General features: G+C 36.2%; 22 protein-coding genes and 1 other RNA gene. 4 read left to right on the top strand and 19 right to left on the bottom strand.

Annotation, left to right across the window (positions count from 1 at the left end; translation table 11 throughout):
* Nucleotides 1–308 precede the first annotated feature (308 nt).
* From phoU to mtaB, 6 genes are all read right to left on the bottom strand, one after another.
* Nucleotides 309–959, bottom strand: a complete 651-nt coding sequence (phoU, locus tag H8S01_RS10085; RefSeq protein ID WP_021866546.1) for a phosphate signaling complex protein PhoU — start codon at nucleotides 957–959, stop codon at nucleotides 309–311.
* A gap of 28 nt (nucleotides 960–987) precedes the next feature.
* On the bottom strand, nucleotides 988–1,764 hold the full coding sequence (pstB, locus tag H8S01_RS10080; RefSeq protein ID WP_021866547.1) for a phosphate ABC transporter ATP-binding protein PstB: 777 nt from the start codon (nucleotides 1,762–1,764) through the stop codon (nucleotides 988–990).
* 50 nt (nucleotides 1,765–1,814) lie between these two features.
* Nucleotides 1,815–2,690, bottom strand: coding sequence for a phosphate ABC transporter permease PstA (pstA, locus tag H8S01_RS10075; protein ID WP_186837090.1), 876 nt, complete (start codon nucleotides 2,688–2,690; stop codon nucleotides 1,815–1,817).
* A gap of 1 nt (nucleotide 2,691) precedes the next feature.
* Nucleotides 2,692–3,630 (bottom strand): phosphate ABC transporter permease subunit PstC, encoded by a 939-nt coding sequence (pstC, locus tag H8S01_RS10070; protein ID WP_021866549.1) that lies wholly within the window; start codon nucleotides 3,628–3,630, stop codon nucleotides 2,692–2,694.
* Nucleotides 3,631–3,796: 166 nt separating this feature from the next.
* Entirely contained in the window at nucleotides 3,797–4,708 is a 912-nt protein-coding gene (locus H8S01_RS10065; protein WP_207723048.1) for a phosphate ABC transporter substrate-binding protein, read from the bottom strand.
* Between the two features lie 198 nt (nucleotides 4,709–4,906).
* Complete coding sequence (mtaB, locus tag H8S01_RS10060) at nucleotides 4,907–6,244, bottom strand: tRNA (N(6)-L-threonylcarbamoyladenosine(37)-C(2))-methylthiotransferase MtaB (RefSeq protein ID WP_186837088.1); 1,338 nt, start codon at nucleotides 6,242–6,244, stop codon at nucleotides 4,907–4,909.
* Nucleotides 6,245–6,415: 171 nt separating this feature from the next.
* On the opposite strand from mtaB, the gene H8S01_RS10055 reads away from it, so the two are divergent.
* Nucleotides 6,416–6,646: a hypothetical protein gene (locus H8S01_RS10055; RefSeq protein ID WP_021866552.1), complete on the top strand. Its 231-nt coding sequence runs from the start codon at nucleotides 6,416–6,418 to the stop codon at nucleotides 6,644–6,646.
* A gap of 85 nt (nucleotides 6,647–6,731) precedes the next feature.
* Here the strand turns inward: H8S01_RS10055 and thiI are convergent, their stop codons facing one another.
* Genes thiI through H8S01_RS10020 form a run of 7 tightly spaced genes read right to left on the bottom strand, consistent with a single transcriptional unit; the run spans nucleotide 6,732 to nucleotide 13,739 of the window.
* Nucleotides 6,732–7,910 (bottom strand): tRNA uracil 4-sulfurtransferase ThiI, encoded by a 1,179-nt coding sequence (gene thiI, locus H8S01_RS10050; RefSeq protein WP_021866553.1) that lies wholly within the window; start codon nucleotides 7,908–7,910, stop codon nucleotides 6,732–6,734.
* Nucleotides 7,911–7,922: 12 nt separating this feature from the next.
* Nucleotides 7,923–9,080, bottom strand: a complete 1,158-nt coding sequence (locus H8S01_RS10045) for a cysteine desulfurase family protein (RefSeq protein WP_021866554.1) — start codon at nucleotides 9,078–9,080, stop codon at nucleotides 7,923–7,925.
* Between the two features lie 30 nt (nucleotides 9,081–9,110).
* Nucleotides 9,111–9,848 (bottom strand): 16S rRNA (uracil(1498)-N(3))-methyltransferase, encoded by a 738-nt coding sequence (locus H8S01_RS10040; protein ID WP_186837087.1) that lies wholly within the window; start codon nucleotides 9,846–9,848, stop codon nucleotides 9,111–9,113.
* Complete coding sequence (prmA, locus tag H8S01_RS10035) at nucleotides 9,848–10,810, bottom strand: 50S ribosomal protein L11 methyltransferase (protein ID WP_021866556.1); 963 nt, start codon at nucleotides 10,808–10,810, stop codon at nucleotides 9,848–9,850. The genes H8S01_RS10040 and prmA overlap by 1 nt, the downstream gene beginning before the upstream one ends.
* Nucleotides 10,811–10,864: 54 nt before the next feature.
* Nucleotides 10,865–12,286, bottom strand: coding sequence for an aminopeptidase (locus tag H8S01_RS10030; RefSeq protein ID WP_186837086.1), 1,422 nt, complete (start codon nucleotides 12,284–12,286; stop codon nucleotides 10,865–10,867).
* Nucleotides 12,287–12,327: 41 nt separating this feature from the next.
* Nucleotides 12,328–12,945 (bottom strand): SMC-Scp complex subunit ScpB, encoded by a 618-nt coding sequence (gene scpB, locus H8S01_RS10025; protein ID WP_021866558.1) that lies wholly within the window; start codon nucleotides 12,943–12,945, stop codon nucleotides 12,328–12,330.
* A gap of 14 nt (nucleotides 12,946–12,959) precedes the next feature.
* A complete protein-coding gene (locus H8S01_RS10020) occupies nucleotides 12,960–13,739 on the bottom strand; it encodes a segregation and condensation protein A (RefSeq protein ID WP_021866559.1) in 780 nt (259 codons plus the stop codon).
* Between the two features lie 195 nt (nucleotides 13,740–13,934).
* Here H8S01_RS10020 and H8S01_RS10015 point away from each other — a divergent pair, with 195 nt between their 5' ends.
* Nucleotides 13,935–14,780 (top strand): YihY/virulence factor BrkB family protein, encoded by an 846-nt coding sequence (locus H8S01_RS10015; RefSeq protein WP_186837085.1) that lies wholly within the window; start codon nucleotides 13,935–13,937, stop codon nucleotides 14,778–14,780.
* Here H8S01_RS10015 and H8S01_RS10010 read toward each other — a convergent pair.
* From H8S01_RS10010 to H8S01_RS10000, 3 genes are all read right to left on the bottom strand, one after another.
* Nucleotides 14,745–16,931 (bottom strand): SpoIID/LytB domain-containing protein, encoded by a 2,187-nt coding sequence (locus H8S01_RS10010; RefSeq protein ID WP_186837084.1) that lies wholly within the window; start codon nucleotides 16,929–16,931, stop codon nucleotides 14,745–14,747. The genes H8S01_RS10015 and H8S01_RS10010 overlap by 36 nt on opposite strands.
* Before the next feature lie 186 nt (nucleotides 16,932–17,117).
* A non-coding RNA gene (ssrS, locus tag H8S01_RS10005) (6S RNA) lies at nucleotides 17,118–17,298 on the bottom strand.
* A 129-nt stretch (nucleotides 17,299–17,427) separates the two neighbouring features.
* Nucleotides 17,428–18,321: a sigma-70 domain-containing protein gene (locus H8S01_RS10000; RefSeq protein WP_021866562.1), complete on the bottom strand. Its 894-nt coding sequence runs from the start codon at nucleotides 18,319–18,321 to the stop codon at nucleotides 17,428–17,430.
* A 226-nt stretch (nucleotides 18,322–18,547) separates the two neighbouring features.
* On the opposite strand from H8S01_RS10000, the gene H8S01_RS09995 reads away from it, so the two are divergent.
* Nucleotides 18,548–19,189, top strand: a complete 642-nt coding sequence (locus H8S01_RS09995; protein WP_021866563.1) for an RpiB/LacA/LacB family sugar-phosphate isomerase — start codon at nucleotides 18,548–18,550, stop codon at nucleotides 19,187–19,189.
* A 116-nt stretch (nucleotides 19,190–19,305) separates the two neighbouring features.
* On the opposite strand, the gene H8S01_RS09990 is transcribed toward H8S01_RS09995, so the two are convergent.
* Nucleotides 19,306–19,725, bottom strand: coding sequence for a GNAT family N-acetyltransferase (locus H8S01_RS09990; RefSeq protein ID WP_186837083.1), 420 nt, complete (start codon nucleotides 19,723–19,725; stop codon nucleotides 19,306–19,308).
* A 170-nt stretch (nucleotides 19,726–19,895) separates the two neighbouring features.
* Here H8S01_RS09990 and H8S01_RS09985 point away from each other — a divergent pair, with 170 nt between their 5' ends.
* Entirely contained in the window at nucleotides 19,896–20,855 is a 960-nt protein-coding gene (locus H8S01_RS09985; RefSeq protein ID WP_186837082.1) for a pectinesterase family protein, read from the top strand.
* A 59-nt stretch (nucleotides 20,856–20,914) separates the two neighbouring features.
* Here H8S01_RS09985 and H8S01_RS09980 read toward each other — a convergent pair whose 3' ends face one another.
* Together H8S01_RS09980 and H8S01_RS09975 are read right to left on the bottom strand one after the other, a co-directional pair.
* Entirely contained in the window at nucleotides 20,915–21,664 is a 750-nt protein-coding gene (locus H8S01_RS09980; protein WP_186837081.1) for a hypothetical protein, read from the bottom strand.
* Nucleotides 21,665–21,714: 50 nt separating this feature from the next.
* Nucleotides 21,715–23,367 (bottom strand): sensor histidine kinase, encoded by a 1,653-nt coding sequence (locus H8S01_RS09975; RefSeq protein WP_186837080.1) that lies wholly within the window; start codon nucleotides 23,365–23,367, stop codon nucleotides 21,715–21,717.
* Between the last annotated feature and the right edge of the window lie 6 nt (nucleotides 23,368–23,373).

Below are 23,373 nucleotides of genomic sequence, written 5' to 3'. Positions count from 1 at the left end.
GCATGTCTGCTGGCCTGTAAGTCATTTGTTTTGTGTGTCGCTCGCGGCGACTTGATTATAATATCACCTGAGGTTATATATGTCAACACCTTTTTTTGATTTTTTTTAACTTTTTTTGATTTTTTTCTACATTTATTTCATTTTTATATTTTATAACAGTTCAAAGCCTTATATTTACTGCTTTTAACGGTTTCCAACAACATATTAAAAAGTGCCGCCACATTCAGAATCTATTGTTTCTTACATATGTCAGCACTTTTACTGTTTGTTATTTACTATTTATTATTTACCGTTTACCACTTACACTCTTACTGCTCTTCTTCGTGTTTTCCTGTTATTGAAAATATTACCCACTCAGATATGTTTGTTGCATGATCGCCGATTCTTTCCATATATTTGGCTGCCATAAGAAGATTGGCTGCCTGTTCGCCATCATTTACATTTTCATGGATAATATTTATAAGTTCATTCTTTACTTTGTCAAATAAATCATCAACCTCATCATCACGTTTTATTACCGCTTCCGCTTTTTTTAAGTCTTTTTCGACATATGCGTCAAGACTTTCTGAAAGCATAGTCATTGATATTTCAGCCATAAGCTGTATATGTTCAAGATGCTTTATATATGATTCTTTTGCCATAAGTATTGTAAGTTCCGATATATCAGCTGCATGGTCACCTATTCTTTCCATGTCTGTTATCATTTTTAAAGCCGATGATATGATTCTTAAATCTCCTGCCACCGGCTGCTGCTCAAGAAGAAGCTTCAGGCAAAGATGTTCGATGTTTCTTTCCTGTCTGTCTATTGATGAGTCATATTGAATTGCTTCTTTTGCCAGATTTATATCCTGTGTAACTAATGCTTTTACAGCATTTTGTATATCATATACAATCATTTTACCCATTTCAATAATTTCTTCATTAAGCTCTTCGAGTTCTTTCTGGAATTTATCTCTCATAATTTTCTCCTTTTCCCAATTTTTATTATCAACCAAATCTACCTGTTATATAGTCTTCTGTCTTCTTATTGGCAGGCATAGAGAATAACTGTTCTGTTTTTCCGTACTCAATCATTTCTCCAAGAAGGAAAAATGCTGTGTTATCTGAAATTCGTGCAGCCTGCTGCATGTTATGTGTGACCATAATTATTGTATAATTATTTTTAAGTTCCACAGCAAGGTCTTCTATTCTTGATGTTGAAATCGGATCAAGTGCTGACGTCGGTTCATCCATAAGAATTACTTCCGGTTCTACAGCAAGCGTTCTCGCAATACAGAGTCTCTGCTGCTGTCCTCCCGAAAGACCAAGAGCTGATTTTTTCAGTCTGTCCTTTACCTCGTCCCATATTGCAGCCTGTTTAAGAGACTTTTCAACTATGATATCAAGTTCAGATTTTTTCTTTACGCCAAAAAGTCTCGGACCATAGGCAATATTGTCATATATGCTCTTTGGAAAAGGATTTGGCTGCTGAAATACCATTCCGACACGATGTCTTAAATTTATTGCATCCATATCGGCAAATATATCTTTTCCGTCAAGATATACGTTTCCATCTATTTTTACACCGTCAACAAGGTCATTCATTCTGTTTAATGTCTTTAAAAATGTCGATTTTCCGCAGCCTGAAGGACCGATAAATGCAGTAATCTGATTTTTTTCTATATTCATGTTGATATTCTTTAGTGCATGAAAATCTCCATAATGCAAATTAAGATTATTTATCTCAAACTTATAATTTTCTTCGTTTTTAACCGGTTTTCCCATATACTTTTACCTCTTTACTGTTTTTGTGGCATATTTTGTAAACTATTTTTTCAGGCCTTTTCACCTGAATTTTTCTTATTAATTCTGTTGCTAAGTACATTTGCACCAATACTGAATGCAAGCACCAGAATAAGAAGAACTGCAGATGCAAGATTTGCAAGTGCCTGATCCTGTCCATTGACCTGTAAATCCCATATCTGCAACGAAAGTGTCTCAGCAGAACGAAACGGATTAAGCGGACATGTAGAAGATGCAATATCCCAGTTAGACCATCTTATGTTTGTTCCCGAACCAGTTGTATACAAAAGTACGGCTGCTTCGCCAAAGCCTCGTCCGGCTGCAAGAATTATACCTGTCATTATTCGTGGCAGACATGCAGGCAGAAGTACATGAAATATTGCCTGCCAGCGTGTTGAGCCAAGTCCCATGCTCGCCTCAAAATACCCCTTTGGAAGACCTTTTACCGCGTCCTCCGTTGTTGTTGTAATAAGCGGCAGTGTGAGAATTGAAACTGATAAAGCACCAGCCATAAGACTCTTATTCATTCCCATTATTACAAGAAATATAAGATAACCAAAAAGTCCGACTACAATTGACGGAAGAGATGAAAGTGTTTCAATACATATTCTTATAAATTTTGTTATTATTCCACCCTTGGCATATTTTGCAAGATAGATTCCTGCAAACGTACCAATAGGAACTGTTATAAGCAATGATAAAAAAACGAGATAAATTGTATTAAATAACTGATTTCCTATGCTTCCGCGTCTCGAAAATTTAAACATTGATACATCTGCACCGGCAAAGCCCTTGATTATTACATATCCCGCAAAGGCTGCAAGAAACATGAAAAAGAATACTGCTATGCAATAAAATATTATTGTCATAAATCTATCAGCCGTTTTTGCACGTTTTATTCTATTCATTTTACATACCTCCCTTTACAGCTTTTTTTGTATGTTTACCTGATGTTTCCGGCTTTTTACGCGAAAAATAATGTATCAGGAAGATAAACAGAAGTGAAATCAAAAACAGAAGCAGAGCAAGTGTCCAGAGTGCTGTCTTTGTTTCACCGCCCTCCATGGCATTACCCATCTGTGCAGTAATTTCTGTTGTAAGTGATTTTGTCGTAGAAAATATACTTGTAGGAAGTGCTGTTGTCTGTCCTATTACCATAGCAACAGCAAGTGCCTCACCAAACGCCCTTGCAAGTCCAAGAATAATTGCTGAAAAAATTCCCGAAGCTGAAGCCGGAAGGACTATTTTATATATTGTCTGCCAGCGTGTTGAACCCATTCCATATGCACCCATTCTGTAATCTTTCGGAACTGAACGAATTGCATCAGCCGAAACGCTTGTTATCGTAGGAAATATCATTATCGCCAGCACAAGTCCGGCAGCTAGAATCGAATGTCCAACCTGTCTGTGAAATACATTTCTTATTGCAGGAACAAGCACAGTAAGACCAGCCCATCCGTATACAACCGACGGAATTCCGGCAAAAATCTGAATGACAGGACGATAGAATTTTTCACCAAATGAAGGTGCTATTTCTGTCATAAATATGGCTGAGCCTAAAGCAAACGGCGTCGCAATAAGAAGTGCGAGTCCGCATGTACTAAGAGAGCCCACAATAAATATAAGCGTACCTACACTTCCGCCGCCCTCCATATTATCTATAGGTGCCCAATCAGGGGAAAATAAGAATTCTCCTATCGTATGATGAAATTTAAAAAATGTGCCTGAGCCTTTGTATACAAGGAATCCGCCTATTACCAGTGTGAGGACAATAACGGATAATCCGCATAATGTTACGATTGTACGCCATAAGTATTCTTTGGCAAACATACCTTTTTTACTGTTCATAAATTTTCTCCACTTCCACAAAAATCGTATTTAACTACCAAAATTTGCGGGCAGTTACTGCCCGCATTATATTCCGCGAGCAACAGGCCGATTTCCATGTCTGTACTATAATCTTGTGACTGCCGCGATAACTTTTATGTTTTTGAGGGTTTAAAGGATTTTACAATTAGTGTTCTTTTACCTGCATCTTTGATGAAACACCATATCCAAGTGATTCCATTTTCTTGCCATATTCATCTGACATTATGTAATCAAGGAACTTCTGTGTTGTCTCATTTGGTGTTCCCTTTGTATACATATGTTCATATGTCCATACAGGATATTTACCGCTGTATGTATTTTCAAGTGTAGGTGCTACGCCATCAAGTGATACTGTATCTACGCTTGCATCCTTTGTAAGATATGATAATGCTACATAACCGATTGCACCCTTTGTTGTCTTAACATTCTGAAGAAGTACACCTGAATCATCTGTTTCCATTGACTTGTTTGAAGCCTCTGTTGCCCCACCAAGTGCATATTTCTTAAATGTTGCTCTTGTACCTGAAGACTCAGGACGTGTTATAAGAACTATTGATTCGTCAGCACCACCGACTTCTTTCCAGTTTGTAATCTTACCTGTGAAAATATCTGTAAGCTGCTGCTTTGTAAGGTTCTTAACACCACCTGCTGTTACATCTTTATTTACGATAGGTGCCATTGTAACAACACATACCTTGTGGTCTACAAGCTGTGATGCCTTTGAAGCGTCAAGCTTTTCTGCTGCTTCTACATCTGAATTACCGATATTAACTGTACCCTCGGCAACCTGTTTAAGTCCTTCACCAGAACCACCGGCATCAATTGTAATATTTACATCAGGATGTTTTTCATTAAATAAATCTGCTGCATCATCCACAAGTGGCTTTAATGCAGATGAACCTGCTGCTGTAATGCTTCCTGTAAGTTTTGCATCTGTATTTGCATTATCTCCTGATGAAGTATTTGACTTGTTGTTTCCACATCCTGTAAATACTCCTGCCATGCACATTACGCTAATCGCAAGTGCTGCTGCTTTTTTTAAACTCTGTTTTCTCATCATTGCTTCCTCGTCTTTCTTTTTGAGTTTGTTTCTTTCAACGATGTTAATATACAAAAAATCATGTGAAATCTACTATCATATTTTCCTTAAATAGCTGTAAATGTTATGTAAAATCTGTTTAAATATAAAAAAAGAGGCATATGCCCCGTTTTAAAGGGTTCTGCCTCTTTGTGTAAAATATTTTTTACATGAGTTTTAACATTCAAATATTCCTGTCACAACGATGCCGTCATCGCTAAGTTCTTTCATGTAAACTTTCTTAATTGTATTAATGTATTCCGAATTATCCAAAGCCGTATCACACGCAATTTTTACACGTATATAATCAGGTGTAAATCCCATGAAATAGTCTTTGCCGTTTTCTGATACGATTTCTTCTATCAGCACTTCTTCCGTCTTACCTATATGCTGCTGCCTGTATTCTTTTGACATTTTGTTTTCAAGTTCAAGTAAAATTGCACTACGCTGTGTCTTTACCTTTTCATCAACCTGACCTTCCATGCGGTCTGCAACTGTACCTTTTCTTCTTGAATATTTGAATATATGCATTTCATAAAAATGCACCTTCTCAAGAAATACCTTCGTTGCTTCAAATTCTTCTTCTGTTTCCTGCGGAAATCCAACTATAACATCTGTTGTAATTGCCGGATTGTTAAAATACTTTCTTAAAATACAGCATTTATCATAATATTCCTGTGTAGTATATTTTCTGTTCATACGTTTTAAAACTGTATCACAGCCGCTCTGAAGCGACAGATGAAAATGCGGACATATTTTTTTGCTTGATGATAATGTTTTTGCAAATTCTTCTGTTATAACGCGTGGCTCAAGTGAACCAAGCCTTATTCTTTGCAATCCCTCTATTTTATCAAGCCGCATTATTACTTCAAGAAGTGAGCCTTTGTTATTGTCAACACCATATGATGTAAGGTGGATTCCTGTAAGAACAACTTCCTTGAATCCTTTTGACACAAGTTTAGTCACTTCTTCTTCAATTTCATCTATATCACGGCTTCTTATTCTTCCTCTTGTATAAGGAATTATGCAATATGAGCAGAACTGGTTACATCCGTCCTGTATCTTTATATAAGCTCTCGTATGTGTACTTACTTCATCAAGCTTTAATTCCTCATATTCCTGCTTTTCTTTAAAATCAACAACCATCTCGGAATTATTCTTGTCTTTATAATAATTTTCAAGTGCTTCTACTATATTAATTTTGCAGTTGTTACCAAGGACTATATCTACAGCATTGTCCTCAGCGGCTTTCTTTGTATCTGCATTGACATAACATCCTGCTGCAACAACTATCGCATCAGGATTAATTTTTTTTGATTTATGAAGCATCTGTCTTGATTTTCTGTCAGCTATATTAGTGACAGAACATGTATTTATTATATAAATATCTGCCGTTATATTCTCATCAAATGGCACTATCGTATATCCGGCCTGCTTTAAAAGCTGTTCCATTGATTCTGCTTCATATGAATTAACTTTACAGCCAAGGCTGTGTATTGCAACCGTTCGGTTCATCTTTCTCCATTTCTGTGTCCGTACACACTAAAATAATCTTTTTCCCAATTTTTCTTACTTATCGACATAATTTATGTTGACATGTTTTTTTTAATCTTTATAATATTTAATAAAGAGACGTGATTCTGATATAAATTATCACAATCACAATATGTATTTCAGGAGGGCATTATGAAAACTGTTAAAATTTCGTTAAACTCAATAGACAAGGTAAAATCTTTTGTCAATGATATTACAAAATTTGATGTCGACTTCGACCTTGTATCAGGAAGATATGTAATTGATGCAAAGTCTATCATGGGTATCTTTAGTCTTGATTTATCCAAACCAATCGACTTAAATATCCATGCTGATACAGATATTGATACTATACTGGCAGTTCTTGCACCATACATGGTATAATTTCAAATAATCTGTATATTATTATTTTTAGTTACATATGCGGCAGAGAAAAATCTCTGCCGCTTTTCTTATATTATTATTAATATTATTTAATTTCAATTCTTTCAACTGTATCAATTGCTGTCTTTAACATTTCTTCTATGCAGTCATCGAGATGTTTCTCATCATTTTTAATGATATTAAGATTTGGCTTTGTAACCGGATGCTTTGCTACAAATATTGTACAGCAGTCCTCAAATGGCTGGATTGAAGTCTCATATGTTCCGATTTTTTCAGATAAATCGATAATTTCCTGCTTATCAAAACCGATAACCGGACGGAATACAGGCATCTCACACACTTCGTTTGTACAGTAAAGGCTCTGCATTGTCTGGCTTGCAACCTGACCGATACTCTCACCTGTAATAAGTCCGAGGCAGCCGCTCTTCTTTCCAAGTTCCTCTGCAATCCTCATCATATATCTTCTCATTATAATTGTAAGTTCATCGTGCGGACACTTTTCATAAATTGCAAGCTGGATATCTGTAAAATTAACTACATTAAGTACCATAGGACCTGAATATCTTGACACAAGCTTAGCAAGGTCAACTACTTTCTGCTTTGCCCTGTCGCTTGTATATGGAGGTGCATGGAAATATGTTGCTTCAATCTGGACACCTCTTTTTGCAATCATATAGCCTGCAACAGGACTGTCGATACCACCCGATAAAAGAAGCATTGCCTTTCCGGCTGTTCCGATAGGCATGCCTCCCGGTCCCGGAATCTCGACAGAATAAATATTTATTTTATTTCTTATCTCCACCTGTAAAAGAACTTCAGGCTTGTGAACATCTACTTTAAGCTCAGGAAATGCATCAAGAAGTCTTCCGCCGAGTTCCATATTTATCTCCATTGAATCCATAGGATAATTCTTGCGTGCTCTTCTCGCATTTACCTTAAATGTAATATTTTTGTCTGGATATGTTGCATCAAAATATTCAACAACATGTTTTGCAAGGTCATCAAATCCGTTATCTTCAATCTGGACAACCGGACAGATTCCGATAATACCAAAAACTCTCTTTAAAGCTGCAACCGCTTCATCATAATCAAAATCTGAAACTGCTGTTGCATAAATTCTTCCGTTCTCCTTCGTTACGTTAAATTCTCCATCTACTTCTTTTAGTGCATATCTTATCTGACGCACAAGTGCATCTTCAAAAAGGTATCTGTTTTTTCCCTTAACACCTATCTCACCATATTTAATCAAAAAAGCTTTGTACATTTTTCTCTCCATTTACATTCTTTTATATTTTCTTAACACAGGAAGCAGTTCTTTTAATGCCTCCAGAGTATAATCAAGCTGTTCTTTTGTCGTCTCAAAACAGAAGCTGAATCTTATTGTTGAATCAAGCAGTTCTTTTTTTGTTCCTATTGCGACAAGTGTCGAACTGAGTCCCGGCTTGTTTGATGAACATGCCGAACCTGATGATACATATATATTTTTATCTTCCAGTGCATGCAAAAGAACTTCTGCACGTACACCTTCAAATCCCGCACTGACAACATGCGGTGCACTTTCACGTCCTCTCATTCCATTTATATGCACACCATCAAGCTTTTCAAGTTCTGACACAAAATAATCTCTTAATTCATACATTTTATCGACTTTTTCATCAAAATCTTTTGTATAAATAAGTTCTGCTGCCTTTCCAAGTCCAGCTATTCCGGGAACATTTTCTGTGCCGGAACGCATTGCACGCTGCTGTCCTCCTCCGAGTATAAGCGGCTTTATTTTGGTCTTATCTTTAATAAATAAAAATCCAGTTCCCTTTGGACCGTGAATTTTATGTCCACTTACAGAAAGGAGATCGATATTCATTTTCTTCGGATATATACGCATTTTACCATATGCCTGTATTGCATCAACATGGAAAATTATATCTTTATTGTAATCTTTTACTATTTTTCCAATTTTCTCAACAGGTTCAATTGTTCCTATCTCGTTATTTACAAGCATTACAGATACAAGTATTGTCTCTTCGTCAAGTGCTTCTTTTAAAGCATCAACAGATACGAGCCCTCTGTTATCAACAGGAAGATATGTCACATTAAATCCATTTTCCTCAAGGTATCTGAACGGTTCTTTTACAGAAGAATGTTCGACGCTTGAAACTATGACATGATTTCCACGTCTTTTATTAGCAATGGCACTTTCTATAATTGCCATATTGTTTGACTCTGTTCCGCCAGATGTGAACAAAATCTCTTTTTCATCACATTTAAGTGTTTTTGCTATAATCTGTGCAGCCTGTTTAACCTGCTTTTCCGCATCAAAACCTTTTGAATGTTTTGATGAAGGATTGCCGTAATCATTAAGCATAATATCTGTTACGACCTTTGCAACCTCATCGGCAGCCCTCGTCGTTGCAGCATTATCCAGATATGCTTCCATTTTTTCACCTCATTCGCATATTATATTAATTTATTTTTCATTCATATACATAAGTACTGACATAAGCATCATTCCTGCCGTTTCGGTACGAAGAATTCTCTTGCCAAGCGTAATCTCTTCCCAGCCTTCTTCTTTTGCCTTTGAAAGCTCGTCCAAATCATATCCGCCCTCAGGACCAATAAATATTCCTATACTTTCATTGCCTTTCAGGTTTTCTATGATTTTTTTCGTCTTTGCCATTCCATCGGCACATTCATATGGAAGCAGTTTAACATCTAATTGCTGCGACATTTCCAATGCCTCGTTGAATGTGCATACAGGCATAATCTCCGGAATTATGCTTCTTTTACTCTGCTTTGCAGCTGACTCGCTAATCATATTCCAGCGTTTTACTTTCGAATCCGCTTTTTTCTTATCAAGCTTTACAACACTGCGTTTCATGGAAACAGGAACAATTCTGTATACTCCGAGCTCTGTCATTTTCTGAATGATAAGCTCCATTTTATCGCCTTTTGGAAGTCCCTGGAACAGCCATACTTTTATGCCCAATTCCCTGCCTTCTTCATCAATGCTGTCTATTTCGGCTCTTATATTATCATCTGTCATCTCACTGATGTGACAATAATAGTCTACATTGCTTCCGCTGCTTATAAGAAGTTCATCACCCGTTTTCATTCTTAAAACATTTTTTACGTGATTGACATCATCACCTGTAATATCAATATAAGTATCATGGATATTTTCATGCTGTGCAAAAAAATGATACATTATATACCTCTTTTCCTTGCTGTTATATTAACCCACTCACCGTCGTGATTTATCTCAACTATCTCAAGCTCAGGATTCTTTTTGAAACACTCTGCCACTTCCTGCTCTTTTGTATCAATAATTCCTGATGTTATAAAATAAGCTCCCGGCTTCATATGCTGTGTAATCTCTGCTGATAAAGGTTCAAGCACATCTGCAAGAATATTGGCACATACTACATCATAACACTCATATCCGCATCTGTCCTGCACTGCCTTGTCGTCAATAATATTGCCCTCTATAACTTCAAGCTTTTCCGGTGCAATATCATTTTGCTGTGCATTTTCTTCCGAAGCAATAATTGCATTAGGGTCAAGGTCTGTTCCAAGTGCATGATTTGCACCGTATTTTAATGCCACAACAGATAAAATACCACTTCCGCATCCTACATCAAGGACTTCCTCGCCACCTTTTATATATTTCTGAAGCTGTAATATTACCATTCTTGTTGTCTCATGTGAACCTGTTCCGAACGCTGTACCCGGGTCGATTGAAAGCACCTGATGTCCTTTCATCTCGTCTGTCACAGGTTCCCATGTAGGCTTTATATAAAGGTCTCCTATTGTAAATGTATGCCAGTACTGTTTCCAGTTGTTTATCCAGTCTTTATCTTCTGTCTGGCTTTCTGTTACGGTTGCATCACCAACATTTACAAAAGTTCTTAACTCTTCAAGGCCTTCTTCAACCTTTCCAAGTATTGTATTATCATCCTCATCGGCGTCTATATAAAAATTAACCTTTGCCGTTCCGTCATCCGGCGGAAGTTCAGGAATGAAATCTACAAACATCGTTTTTGCTTCTTCCTGTGTAAGCTGTACATTATCCTGAATTTCTATTCCTTCAATGCCAAGCTCTGCAAGCATGCAGCTTATGAGGTCAACTGCCTCAGTTGTTGTCTTAATCGTATATCTGTTCCACTTCATATTTATCTCCAATTCCAATCAATTTTCAGAAAAAAGTCTCTCACCATTATTACTTTAAGCGTCCTTTAAAAATGCTTTGTAGCTCTTATATGCCTCATAAAGGTCAACCTTGCTTATAACTTCGTATGGTGCGTGCATATTCTGCACACCGACACCTGAATCAATAACATTCATTCCGTAATTAGCAAGTATATAAGCTATCGTTCCGCCGCCGCCAAGGTCAACCCTGCCAAGTTCGGCTGTCTGAAAAGAAACATTGTTATCATCCATTATTTTTCTTAATTTACCAATATATTCTGCACTGGCATCATTTGAACCACTCTTGCCTCTTGAGCCTGTATACTTCATAAATACTACGCCTTTTCCGAAATATGCTGTGTTCTTCTTTTCATTTACATTGGCATAATTCGGGTCAAATGCAGAATTTACATCTGATGAAAGCATGCATGAATTAGTGAGTGTACGTCTTAATTTCAGTTCGGAATACTGTCCGCATCTATCCATCACTTCTGCAACCATATTTTCAAAAAATCTTGAATGCATGCCAGTCGCACCGACACTTCCTATTTCTTCTTTATCTACAAGAATGCATACACTTGTCTTTTCAGGTTTTACCGATTCAAGCTGTGCTATAAGTGAAGGATATGCACACACTTTGTCATCATGTCCATAACCCATTATCATGCTCTTATCAAAGCCGTAATCTCTCGCCGGACCTGCCGGAACTACGCAAAGCTCTGCTGAAAGAAAATCTTCTTCCTCTATTCCATATTTTTCTTTCAGAAGTGAAAGTATATTTGCCTTAACTCTTTCCTTTTCTTCCTTAACATCCTGATTGTTTTCACTGTCAGAATCATCTGTTTTCTTAACTGCCGGCATGCTTCCAACAAGGACATTTAAATCCTCACCCTCAACTACTTTATCTGCCTTTTTTGTCATCTGCTCAGATGCAAGATGTATAAGAAGGTCTGAAACTCCCACCACAGGATCATCTTCTTTTTCACCTATACAAACTTCAACACTTGTTCCGTCTTTTAATGCAACAACACCATGAAGTGCAAGTGGAAGTGCTACCCATTGGTACTTCTTAATGCCTCCGTAATAATGTGTATCCATTAAAACAAGACCATTGTCTTCATATAACGGATTCTGTTTTATATCAAGACGCGGTGAATCAATATGTGCTCCAAGAATGTTAAGTCCTTCTTCCATAGGCTTTTTTCCTATTGAAAAAAGAACTATAGCTTTATTCATATTAACGGCATATACTTTATCACCTGCTGAAAGTGTCTCGTTATTTTTTATAACTTCATAAAGGTCTTTATATCCCGCTGCCTTTGCAAGCTCTACAGACTCCTTTACACATTCGCGTTCAGTTTTGCAGGAAGAAATGAATTTCCTGTATTTTTCAGAAAATCCAAAAACATCTTTCTTCCCTGATTCATCATACTTTTCCCATGCATTCTTTCTTTCCATTGTACTGCCTCCGTTTCTGCCTGAATGGCTAAAAGAATAATTTATATATCCAGTGTAAGCTGGTTATCATCATCTGAATTACCGCTTTCCAAATCACGCTGCTGTGCTTCAAGTTCCATCTGTGCCTCATCCTTGAACTTTTCAACAAGATCTTCGCTGATTACAGGAAGTTCGTCTATTGACTGAACACCAAAGCTTCGTAAAAAATCCTCTGTAGTACCGAAAAGCATTGGTCTTCCTGGAGCGTCAAGACGTCCAAGTTCCTTTGCAAGCCCATATTCTACAAGCTTATTTACGGCATGGTCGCAGCTTACGCCTCTGATTTTTTCAATCTCAAGTTTCGTTATTGGCTGTTTATAAGCTATAATTGAAAGTGTTTCAAGCAAAACATCCGTAAGGACATATTTTCTTGGCTGACTTGCAACTTTTATAAGTTCATCATAATATTCTGTCTTTGTACAAAGCTGGAATGCATTTTCAAGTTCAATTATTCTTATTCCCCTGTTTGCGGCCTCATATCTATCCATCATATTATGTACTATTTTTCTTGTTGTATCAACATCATGCTCTATGGCAGCAGCAAGTTTTTCAACCTCAACCGAATCGCCCATCGTAAATAACACTGCTTCTATAACAGCTTCTATTCTATCCAAATCCATTTAAACCAATTCCTCTATTCTTCAACTATTATCTCATCTATCAGTTCCGGGTCTTTTACAACATTAATATCAATGTCTCCAAATGTACTCTCCTGATGTACTTCTACAAAACCAGTCTTTATAAGTTCAAGCATTACAAGAAATGTAACTATAACAGAAACTTTTGAAGAATTCTTTGAAAGCATTTCCCTGAATGAAAACTTTTTGTTTGTCCTTAAAAAATCCTGAACCTGAACAAGCTTTTCCGACATGCTGACTTCTTCTTTTTCAATCTTGCCAAACTTGCTTCTTATAGGGTCAACCTTTTCTTCCTGACGTTTTAGTACATCCTGAAAAATTGCATTTAATTTTGCAAGCGTCGTATCACCAATAAGCTCATTCAAATCAACAGGTGGTCTGTAAGCCTCAACTTCTTTCGGAACTGTCGGACGTTTGTAAAATGACTTTTCTGCATCCATCTGCCTGTCTTTTAATTCATACGACATATATTTAAAAAGCTTATATTCAAGAAGTTTTTCAACAAGCTCTGCTCTTGGATCTTCCTCTTCTCCTTCTTCATTAACTTCTTTTGGAAGAAGCATTCTTGATTTTATGTCAAGCAGTGTCGCAGCCATCACAAGGAATTCACTGACAACATTAAGGTCTTCTTTGTCCATCTGATTGACATATTCCATGTACTGCTCTGTTATCATTGCAATCGGAATATCATAAATATTCACTTTATTTTTATCAATCAGATGTAAAAGCAGGTCAAGCGGCCCTTCAAACACCTGAAGTTTTACATTTATTCCCATACTGCGGCTCCGTTTTAATTTGATATAAATCTTTATATTGCTGCACATATGTATACATACATCTTCATACAATATAAAAACGCAACTTATATTGTAACCAAAAATAAAACTTATTGCAAGTACAAGCAGATTGAAAAAATTCTTCTGATGATATATACTTATTTTCATGATTATTTATTTAGAAATGGAGATTTAATGAATACTATTATTATAACAATCAAACAGATAGCATCCAAATTATCAAAAGACTCCATAACAAGCTATGCGGCACAGTCATGTTTTTATATGCTGTTATCATTTTTTCCGGCTTTGATAATACTTATGAGCCTTATACATTACCTTCCGGTTACACCTGATACGATAATAGAGGTACTGCGTGCTGTTGCCCCACCGCAGATAGAACCTGTCTTTGAAACTATCATCAACGATGTATACAATAATTCGAGCATTGCAATAGTCTCTATTACGGCTGTCGTTGTTTTATGGTCAGCCGGAAAGGGATTTCTCTCAATAATGCAATGCCTTAATTCAATATACGGTTCAAACAGACACCGCAACTGGTTTATTTCAAGAATCATCTCAACTGTTTACACTCTTATATTTTTATTAAGCATACTTCTTACGCTTGTACTTATGGTTTTCGGTGACAAATTTGTTTCGATAATCGGATTATTTCTTCCTAAAGTTGCAAATACATTTACCGCCATACTGCACAACAGGACATTGCTTTTCCCTTGTGTATTAATGGTTATATTTTTATGCATGTATAAATATGTTCCCAACAGAAAGACAACTTTTTTCAATGAGCTTCCCGGTGCTGTATTTGCCGCAACAGGATGGTTTCTGTTTTCATATTTTTACTCAGTTTATGTAAACCATTCACCTAATTTTTCTCTTATGTACGGAAGTCTTTCAACACTGGTTTTTGCCCTTATGTGGATGTATTTCTGTATGATAATTGTTTTCTTGGGTGCTGAACTTAATATGTTTCTTACAAAAAAGCGTTCAGGCGACTTTGGTTCCTGGATAGAAGAACTCTAATATATCTTTGTAACTCATACCTCGTTTTGTCATGGCATTTACGGCATTCTGGCTCATGCCTATGCCATGTCCGAAACCGCCTCCCGTAATCACAAAATATTTTTCACCATCTCTTTCCTGGCTTTCAAATATACAGAATGTACTTGGAAGATATGGTGTATTGACAGTTCCGCCATTTGTCTCAAGCGTCACTGCAGCATTTCCAAATGCCTGCCTTATAAGTGATTCACTGTCAAGCGTAACTGTATTCTTATCACCTTCAACAACAACGCTTACGGCAGCTCCACCTGATACTCTTTTCCTGACATATATATTCTGTATAATCCCCACATCTGATATCTTTGAATCAAACGAGCTGCTCAAATCTTTGTCACTCACAGTCATTTTCCACCTGTAATAATTACATGTGCTGTCATAATCACTGTCATACTTCTGTTTTATAAACGAAGCAAAGGATTCTTCATCCATATAATTAATATTTCTTTCACTGCTTCCTATATCACGGCTTTCATAATACGGATAACTTTCCTTTGATGAGCCCCACAATGTCACATCTGTGCCACTGCCGCACGATGTCGAATAATAATATGCCTGAACAACATCATCACCATATCTTAACATCTCGCCTTTTGTCGCAAGAATTGCCTGATTTGATGCATCAAATTCCAAATTATTATTGTAAACCTGAAACTGTGTGCTGTCGTCAACATGTGCACCATATAATGCATAACCTACATTGGTAAGATGTTTATACGCATAACTTCTCGCACACACTGCCTGCACTTTTAACGCTTCAACACCAAAACTTACAGGCATTTCACTTGGTACAACAGTTTTAAGATACTGTTCAATATCTGTCTCATTTATTATAACTATTCCTTCATCCCATAAAGACAGTTCTATAATGCCATAATATTCAGGATTCCCCTGACTTCGTGAAATATTTGTCACTTTTATCTTTCCATCTGCCGTATCGGGTTTTATCTCTATTCTGCCATTGTCAAATTTTGAATCTGAAATATCAAATTCAGATATATTTCCCGCATCAACATGTATTTCTTTTTCATCAAAGCACACCTTATACCCATTGTCAGAAGTAACTGAAACTTTATTATGAAATATATCAGCATATCCTGTAGTTTTAAGCAGAACTCTTATATTTCCCGGAGAAAATCCTTTAGATAAAAATGCACCACAGATTTTTCCTCCGGCCACAATGAAATCCTGCAAATCATAACCTATAACAATATTATTTACATCTCTGTCTGCGGAATAATCAGTAAGATTGTATCTCACAAAATTATTATCAACAAAAACTTTTCCATATCCTGTAATTTCTATGTATTCATCACTTACAGACAGTACTTTTCCGGATATTGTATCCTTTTTCAGATTAATTGCATCAATCTTTTTGTTTTCAAGTGAAACATCTGCCAGGGCACTTCCTATATTTTCAATATTTCCTACCTGAAACTTACGTTTTATACCATACAAATCAATATACATTTTGTTATTCTCAATTTTATAAATCCATACATTTTTATATATCACTTCTGTTCCTGTTTCTTTTACAAACATAAGAATTTCACTGCCACATGTAAGGAACACACAATTTTTATCAACTTTACCTGAAAGCTTCAGACCTTTAAATGAATAAATTCCTTTGTCTGTGCACACACTCCATCCTGACAGCTGACTGTCCATGTCAGGAGTTGCAACTACCGCTGCTTCCATCCATGATAAATTATCTCCACTACTGAAAAAATCTTTCAACTCATAAATCAATTGTGAAAACTGCTCATTTGAAAATGTATCGTATGAATACAGTTCTTCCGTAAAATTCACACCGCAATATGAAAATAATTCTTTTGCATATTTCCGTGTAAAAGCATCCTTGGCTTTAAAGTCTGTAAATATCTGCTTTTCACGCACATAATCAATATATTCATCATACCAGTAATTACCATGACCGTCCGACGGCTTGTATCCGCAGGCATACGCTATCACTTTACATGCCTGTGCCATATTAATGCCTTCATGTTCACTTTTATTTTTTTTAACAAATAATGCAAAAAGGATTCCAATTGATACAAGAACAATAAACACCATTATTTTTAACTTTTTTCTTCTTTTAGCATAGCGTGTTTTCATGTGAAGATTTCTCCCTTCAATGGCACACAAGTACATGCCTGATAATATTTAGTATATTCGGAAGAATTTCTTATTAGAACCCAAGTGGCAAAGTCATCGTACAAATGCCGTTATCCGGTGATGGCATTGGCTTTGCAGCTGTCAGGCAAAAGAAAAGAGCTGGATGGTTACTCCCATACAGCTCTTATAATTCCCAAAATGCCGTTCCCATCTTTTTCGACTCCTAGCCAAAGCCAGGTGGGTTACCGCACACATACCGCTGCCTTCCACTGACAAAGGAGGCTTGACATTAGCATGAAAATATAGGAATCCCGACGAAAAAATGTAGGATCAAAATATGACAGGCTGTCGAACATCCCAGGAATATAAATATTAAATTAAAATACGATTAATCGTTTACGTTCACCATAAACAGTCTGACCTGTCATGGCTTTCTTTTCGCTTATTATATCATACATCTGCTGCTCATACAATATGGTATGCAAAAAAATTAAAATTATGCTCTTATATCAATATCTTCAATATTTTCTGCCGAAAGTCTTATCGCTTCCATTACATTCTCTTTTGATATTCCCATTTTTTCAGCAAGTTCATCAACTGTAGGTTTTCTTTCAAGTTCTTCTTTAAGCCTTTTTGCCCAGTCATTTACAAGATTTACTTTTCCAAGGACTTTTGCCGCAGCTTTGTTGGACATATTCTGCTCATCAATCATCATGCGTAAACTTCCTTCTATTTCTGACTTTACTTCTTTTTCAATTTCTTCCAGAACGTTTATCAAATCCTGTGTATTTCCTTCTTTTATCTTATCCTTCCACTCATAATTATTAAGGAAATGCTTTTCACCTATATAAGCCATCATCGCAAGGTTGGCCTCCTGTATTAAATCACTTGCAAGCACTCCTTTTCTTCTGAAAGGCTCAATCCACCCTACTATTTTTTTTAGAAATGACTGTGACAGCAGGCTTAATGATTCTTTATCATTATCTTCGACAATATTCATAAGCAGAAATGCTCTTCCTGTATCAGACAATTCCTCTACATCTTTTAAATCTTCCATATACATCTGTATATATTTTTCATCTTTTTCATAATCTTCATCTGTGACAAATACCGTCTCTTCTGCGACTTCCTCTTCAAGCTCTTCTGTCTGCTTTACAGCAGATTTCTCAAGCATGTTAAGGAATTCATTGTCAACACCGTTCTCACCCTTGACTGTAATATCATTGGCAAGAAGATAACCTGTTATCATCTGATACTTTGAATCATCAAGTCCAAGGTCTTTAAAATAACTCTCAACATCCTGCTTTGTAACTATATTACCATTAACTTTTGCATATTCTTTAAGGCTGTTTAATGCCCCCATAAAAGCTGCCTGATTATTGTTATCCATATTTTATTCTCCAATCTTTTAATTTATAATCTATAATTAAATCTGTCTTGATTTTTCCGGTAAAAGTTATAATAACATATATTTTTATATAAAGCAAAACCGCTATTTTGCATAGTTCATTATTCATTACTGTTGACAAAATCAGCTTTTTTGATTATAGTTAAACTATATGTGCAGAAAAAATATTTTCTACATAATCAACTAAGAAAGACGAGGTTTTTGTATAATGAGAATTGCATTAATTAATGAAAACAGTCAGGCTGCAAAGAATGACATGATTTATTCTACACTCAAGAAGGTAGCTGATTCTAAGGGATTTGAAGTTGATAACTATGGTATGTACTCAGCTGATGATAAAGCACAGCTTACATATGTACAGAATGGTATCCTTGCTGCTATCCTTCTTAACAGCGGTGCTGCTGATTTTGTTGTAACCGGATGCGGCACAGGTGAAGGTGCCATGCTCGCACTCAACTCATTCCCTGGCGTAATATGCGGACATGTTGTTGACCCTTCTGATGCATATATGTTCATGCAGATTAACGATGGTAATGCTATCGCTCTTCCTTTTGCAAAAGGTTTTGGCTGGGGTGCCGAATTAAATCTTACATATATTTTTGAAAAACTTTTTGAAGGCGAACCAGGTGGTGGCTATCCTAAGGAAAGAGTTGTTCCGGAACAGAGAAACAAAAAGATTCTTGATGAAGTAAGAAAGGTTGCTTTCAAGGACAGCCTTATTGATATCTTAAAGAACCTTGACCAGGATCTTGTTAAAGGTGCTGTTGCAGGTGAAAAGTTCCAGGAACTCTTCTTTGCTAACTGCAAATGTGACAAGCTCGCAGAATATGTAAAGACTCTTCTTGCATAATCAACAATTATTAAATACCAGTATGAGCTGATTTGAGACAATTTCTCGGACAGATATAAAGAACGGATGTGAATTTTACATATATCAATGTAAATCACATCCGTTTTTATAATACTTTACTTTAATATGTACTGAATCATTCCCGGACCAAGTTTAGATGTCGGTCTGGCTATAAATCCATGCTTAGTATAAAATTCTTCTCTTCCTTTTGCACACATGAGGCATAACATCATGCGGCTGTCAGGTATAATAAGACTGTTAACATATTCTATAAGTTTATCAATAAGGCGGCTTCCTATATGCTTTCCCTGATATTCAGGTATAATAATCAAATCCTGTATATAACAGATAACCGCTCCGTCACCTACTATTCTTCCCATTCCTATAGGCTTGTCATCATCATACACTGTTATTATTTTCATGCTGTTATCTAATGCCCTCTGTGCCTGAACCGGATTTAATTCTATCCAGCCGACTTTTTTACGAAGTCCGAGGTAAATCTGTGTATCTTTAATATCTTCTTTAAATGTAAGCATAACTTTTAGTCCTTAATTTTATATTTAATATGTGAAGTATACGCTTAATTTATTAAAAAGTCTATATCCGAATTTATTTTTATAAACATATTTCTCTATAGCCATTATATCCTAAAATATGTTATACTATGTTTAAATGAATTATATTAACTTTTGGAGGCATGCATTAAATGATTACCGTTGCAAAAGATTCCACAGGTGATTTTACCAGTATTCAGGCTGCTGTTGACAGCATTAAATCTACTCCTGAAATAATTTACATAAAAAATGGTATATATAATGAACGCGTGGAAATCAGACTTGACAATGTCACCTTAAAAGGTGAATCTGCAAAAGATACTATTATAACCAACAATTATTATGCCAGAATGATAATGGATGACGGCATCAAAAGAGGAACTTTCCGTTCATATACTTTTTTTGTCAATGCCAATCATTTCCGTGCATCTGATATTACATTTGAAAATTCATCCGGATTCGGACTTGATGTAGGTCAGGCTGTTGCTGTGTATGCGGAAGGTGATGACATACATTTTAAAAACTGCCGTATGCTTGGTCATCAGGACACACTATTTACAGGACCTCTTCCATTAAAAGAAAAAGAACCCGGTGGTTTTACCGGTCCTACAGAATTTGCTAAAAGAATTCCGGGAAGACAGCTCTACGAAGATTGTTATATCTGCGGCGAAATTGATTTTATATTTGGAAGTGCCACTGCTTATTTTAAAAATTGTGAATTATATGCACTTAACCGCAATCAAAAAATAAACAGCTATTATACAGCTCCTTCTACATATTCCAATCAGAAATATGGTTATGTATTTGACCACTGCCGCCTTACAGGCAACTGTCCAGACAGAACTGTAATGCTCAGCCGTCCTTGGCGTATATATGCAAAAGCTGTCTTTTTAAACTGTGAAATGAGCGGTCAGATTACAGAGACCGGTTTTAGTGACTGGAACAAAGAAGAATCCCATGATACATGCTATTATGCAGAATATAATTGTCATGGTGAAGGATACGTTCCACAAAAAAGACCGCCATATGTCCATCAGCTTACTGAAGCTGAAGCTGAGGAATATACAATGGAAAAAGTTCTTAACGCTCCGGTTTATCCGGCTGAACCATAAAAAAGCACCCTCAAAGTCAGTTACATCTTTGAGGGTGCTTTTTTATACCTTTTATATTTTTACTGGATATTAATTGTGCCTATAGATGCACCATTTACAGAAATAACAGCTGTCGCTCCTGATATTGCTGATATATTGCTTTCAGGCACTTGGAAAATTGCTGCTGCTGTATATGATGAGCCTGCATTAATGCTGACATTTTTCAATTGTAAAATATCATTCTTTAATAATGTGGCTGATTCTGCAACAGTCTTATCTCCAACTGTTAATTTTATTGAAACACCTTTTGATGATGTATTGGCTGTTATCTGCGAACTTCCATTATTTTTTATTTCAAATTCAAGTGCCACAACTTTACATCCACTCTTTGCAGGAACAGAAATTGAATATTCATCTGTTGGATATCTGTCTCCTGACTGATATGTCTTATATGTAATCTGGGCATTGTCAAGACCTAATGCAGATGCAAACTGTTCCATAACTCCCAGACCAGACTGCGATGTACCCGCAGAACCTGTCTGTGATATACTTCCCGATGTCGAAGCTGTATTTTTCGAACCTGAATTAGCTTTCGTATTATCAGATGAAGTCTGTGTCCTGCCTGATACTGAATTCTGATAATTAGTCAATGCTGAATTCTTTAACTTCTGATATTCCCATTCATTTTCATATGAATATTTAAGAAGTACACCGGCAATATATTCTGCCACATGGTCATTATCTTCTTTGTTAAGCTCTATATCACCTTTACATCCTGTAAATGAAAACATCAATACAAATACAAGTCCTAATGCTGCTAATCTCTTCATCTGCTTACAACTCCCAAAAAAATATTAGCCTAAAGCTGTCTATTATTATATCACGCCTTTGCATCAAGGTCAAACCAGAACTCAACTCCACCATCGACATTCATGACACCACATTCCTTGCCAAGTGAATCCATAATTGCCTTTACTATAGAAAGTCCGATTCCATTACCGCCATACTCTCTTGTTCTTGCTTTATCAACTTTATAGAACTTTATCCAGATATTATCTATGTCTTCATCAGGAATATGCTTTCCGGTATTAAATACAAACACTCTTATATTGTCGCCGATTCTCTGTGTCCTGACGACTATTTTCATATCAAAATCACAATGATTTATGGCATTGCTGATGTAATTTGTCACAACCTCTTCTATCTTATATTCATCCGCCCAGACATACATATTTTTTTCCGGTGCAGAAAATGTAATAGATATATCTTTTTGTGATGCACGAAGTGTATTGGCAGATATAACTGAATTAAGCAGTTCTACTATATCAAACCTTTCAAGAACTGTCTCCTCATCGCCAAATTCAATCTGGTTAAGTGTAAGAAGCTTCTTTACCATCTCATTCATTTTATTTGATTCATCAATAATTACATCACAATAAAATTCCATGCTCTCAGGGTCGTCAGATATTCCTTCCTTTAATCCTTCTGCATATCCCTGAATAAGTGCTATCGGTGTCTTTAATTCATGCGATACATTGGACAAAAAATCTGAACGCATCTGTTCGAGTTTTTCTTTTTTATCAATATCTTTTTTTAGTTCAAGATTGGCAGTCTTTAACTGTGAAATATTCTGTTCCAGTTTTTCTGACATATTATTCATGCTCTTTCCCAATATGCCTATCTCGCCCTTATCACTCCCTGTATATCTCGCATCAAAATCCATATCTGCCATTCTCTCAGCAAGATTTGAAAGTTCCTTAATTGGTTTGGAAATATATCCGGATAATACATAGGCTGCTGCAATTCCTGCTGCCAATACTACAAGTCCGATATAAGTTACAAACTTATTAAAAATACTTACATTATCTTTAATTCCCTGAATTGCAACACGCATCATAATAGAACATCCATTATCAAGCGTTCCCCAGAGTTCATAATAGTCATCTGAAAGTCGTTCATCATACACTTTCTGGAGTGTATATTTATCAGTTTCTTTTATAATCTCACGCTTTTCTGCAATTCCGCTCTGCTCCATATTTATAGAAAGCGAACCGCCATTTCTATCTTTCATTGGGAACTTTTTATCGTCATCTTTTATATCATCATCTGACGGCTGTTGTTTGTCATCCTGTTGTTTATCGTCCTGTATATTAGAATTATCATAACTGTCCTGTTTTCCAAACACGTCTCTGTTAAACATACTCATTCTGAGTCTTTCAACCATCTCAGCTTCACCATTACAGTTAGTATAAAGCGTTGTCCAGTCACTGTTTATAACTATTACAGAAATAGCCGCACCTGACGCAAACTGCTCTATCTTATCCTGCATCTCATCCTTGCCGAGTGTTCCACCTGTGTATGAAACTATTGTATTATTAATATAAGTATACCCTTCAAGCATCTGTTTCCTGCGTCCATTCAGATAAAACTTTTCTGACATTGTACTGTTTAATATCATAAGCAGCACAAGAAGGCTTGAAATAATAATTGTAAGCATTAAAGTAATTTTAAACTTAATAGAATGTCTTCCCATATCTGT

It is taken from the genome of Lachnospira hominis (ex Liu et al. 2021) (assembly GCF_014287955.1).
Classification (GTDB): Bacteria; Bacillota; Clostridia; order Lachnospirales; family Lachnospiraceae; genus Lachnospira; species Lachnospira hominis.
This window is presented reverse-complemented; position numbering and strand designations above follow the sequence as displayed.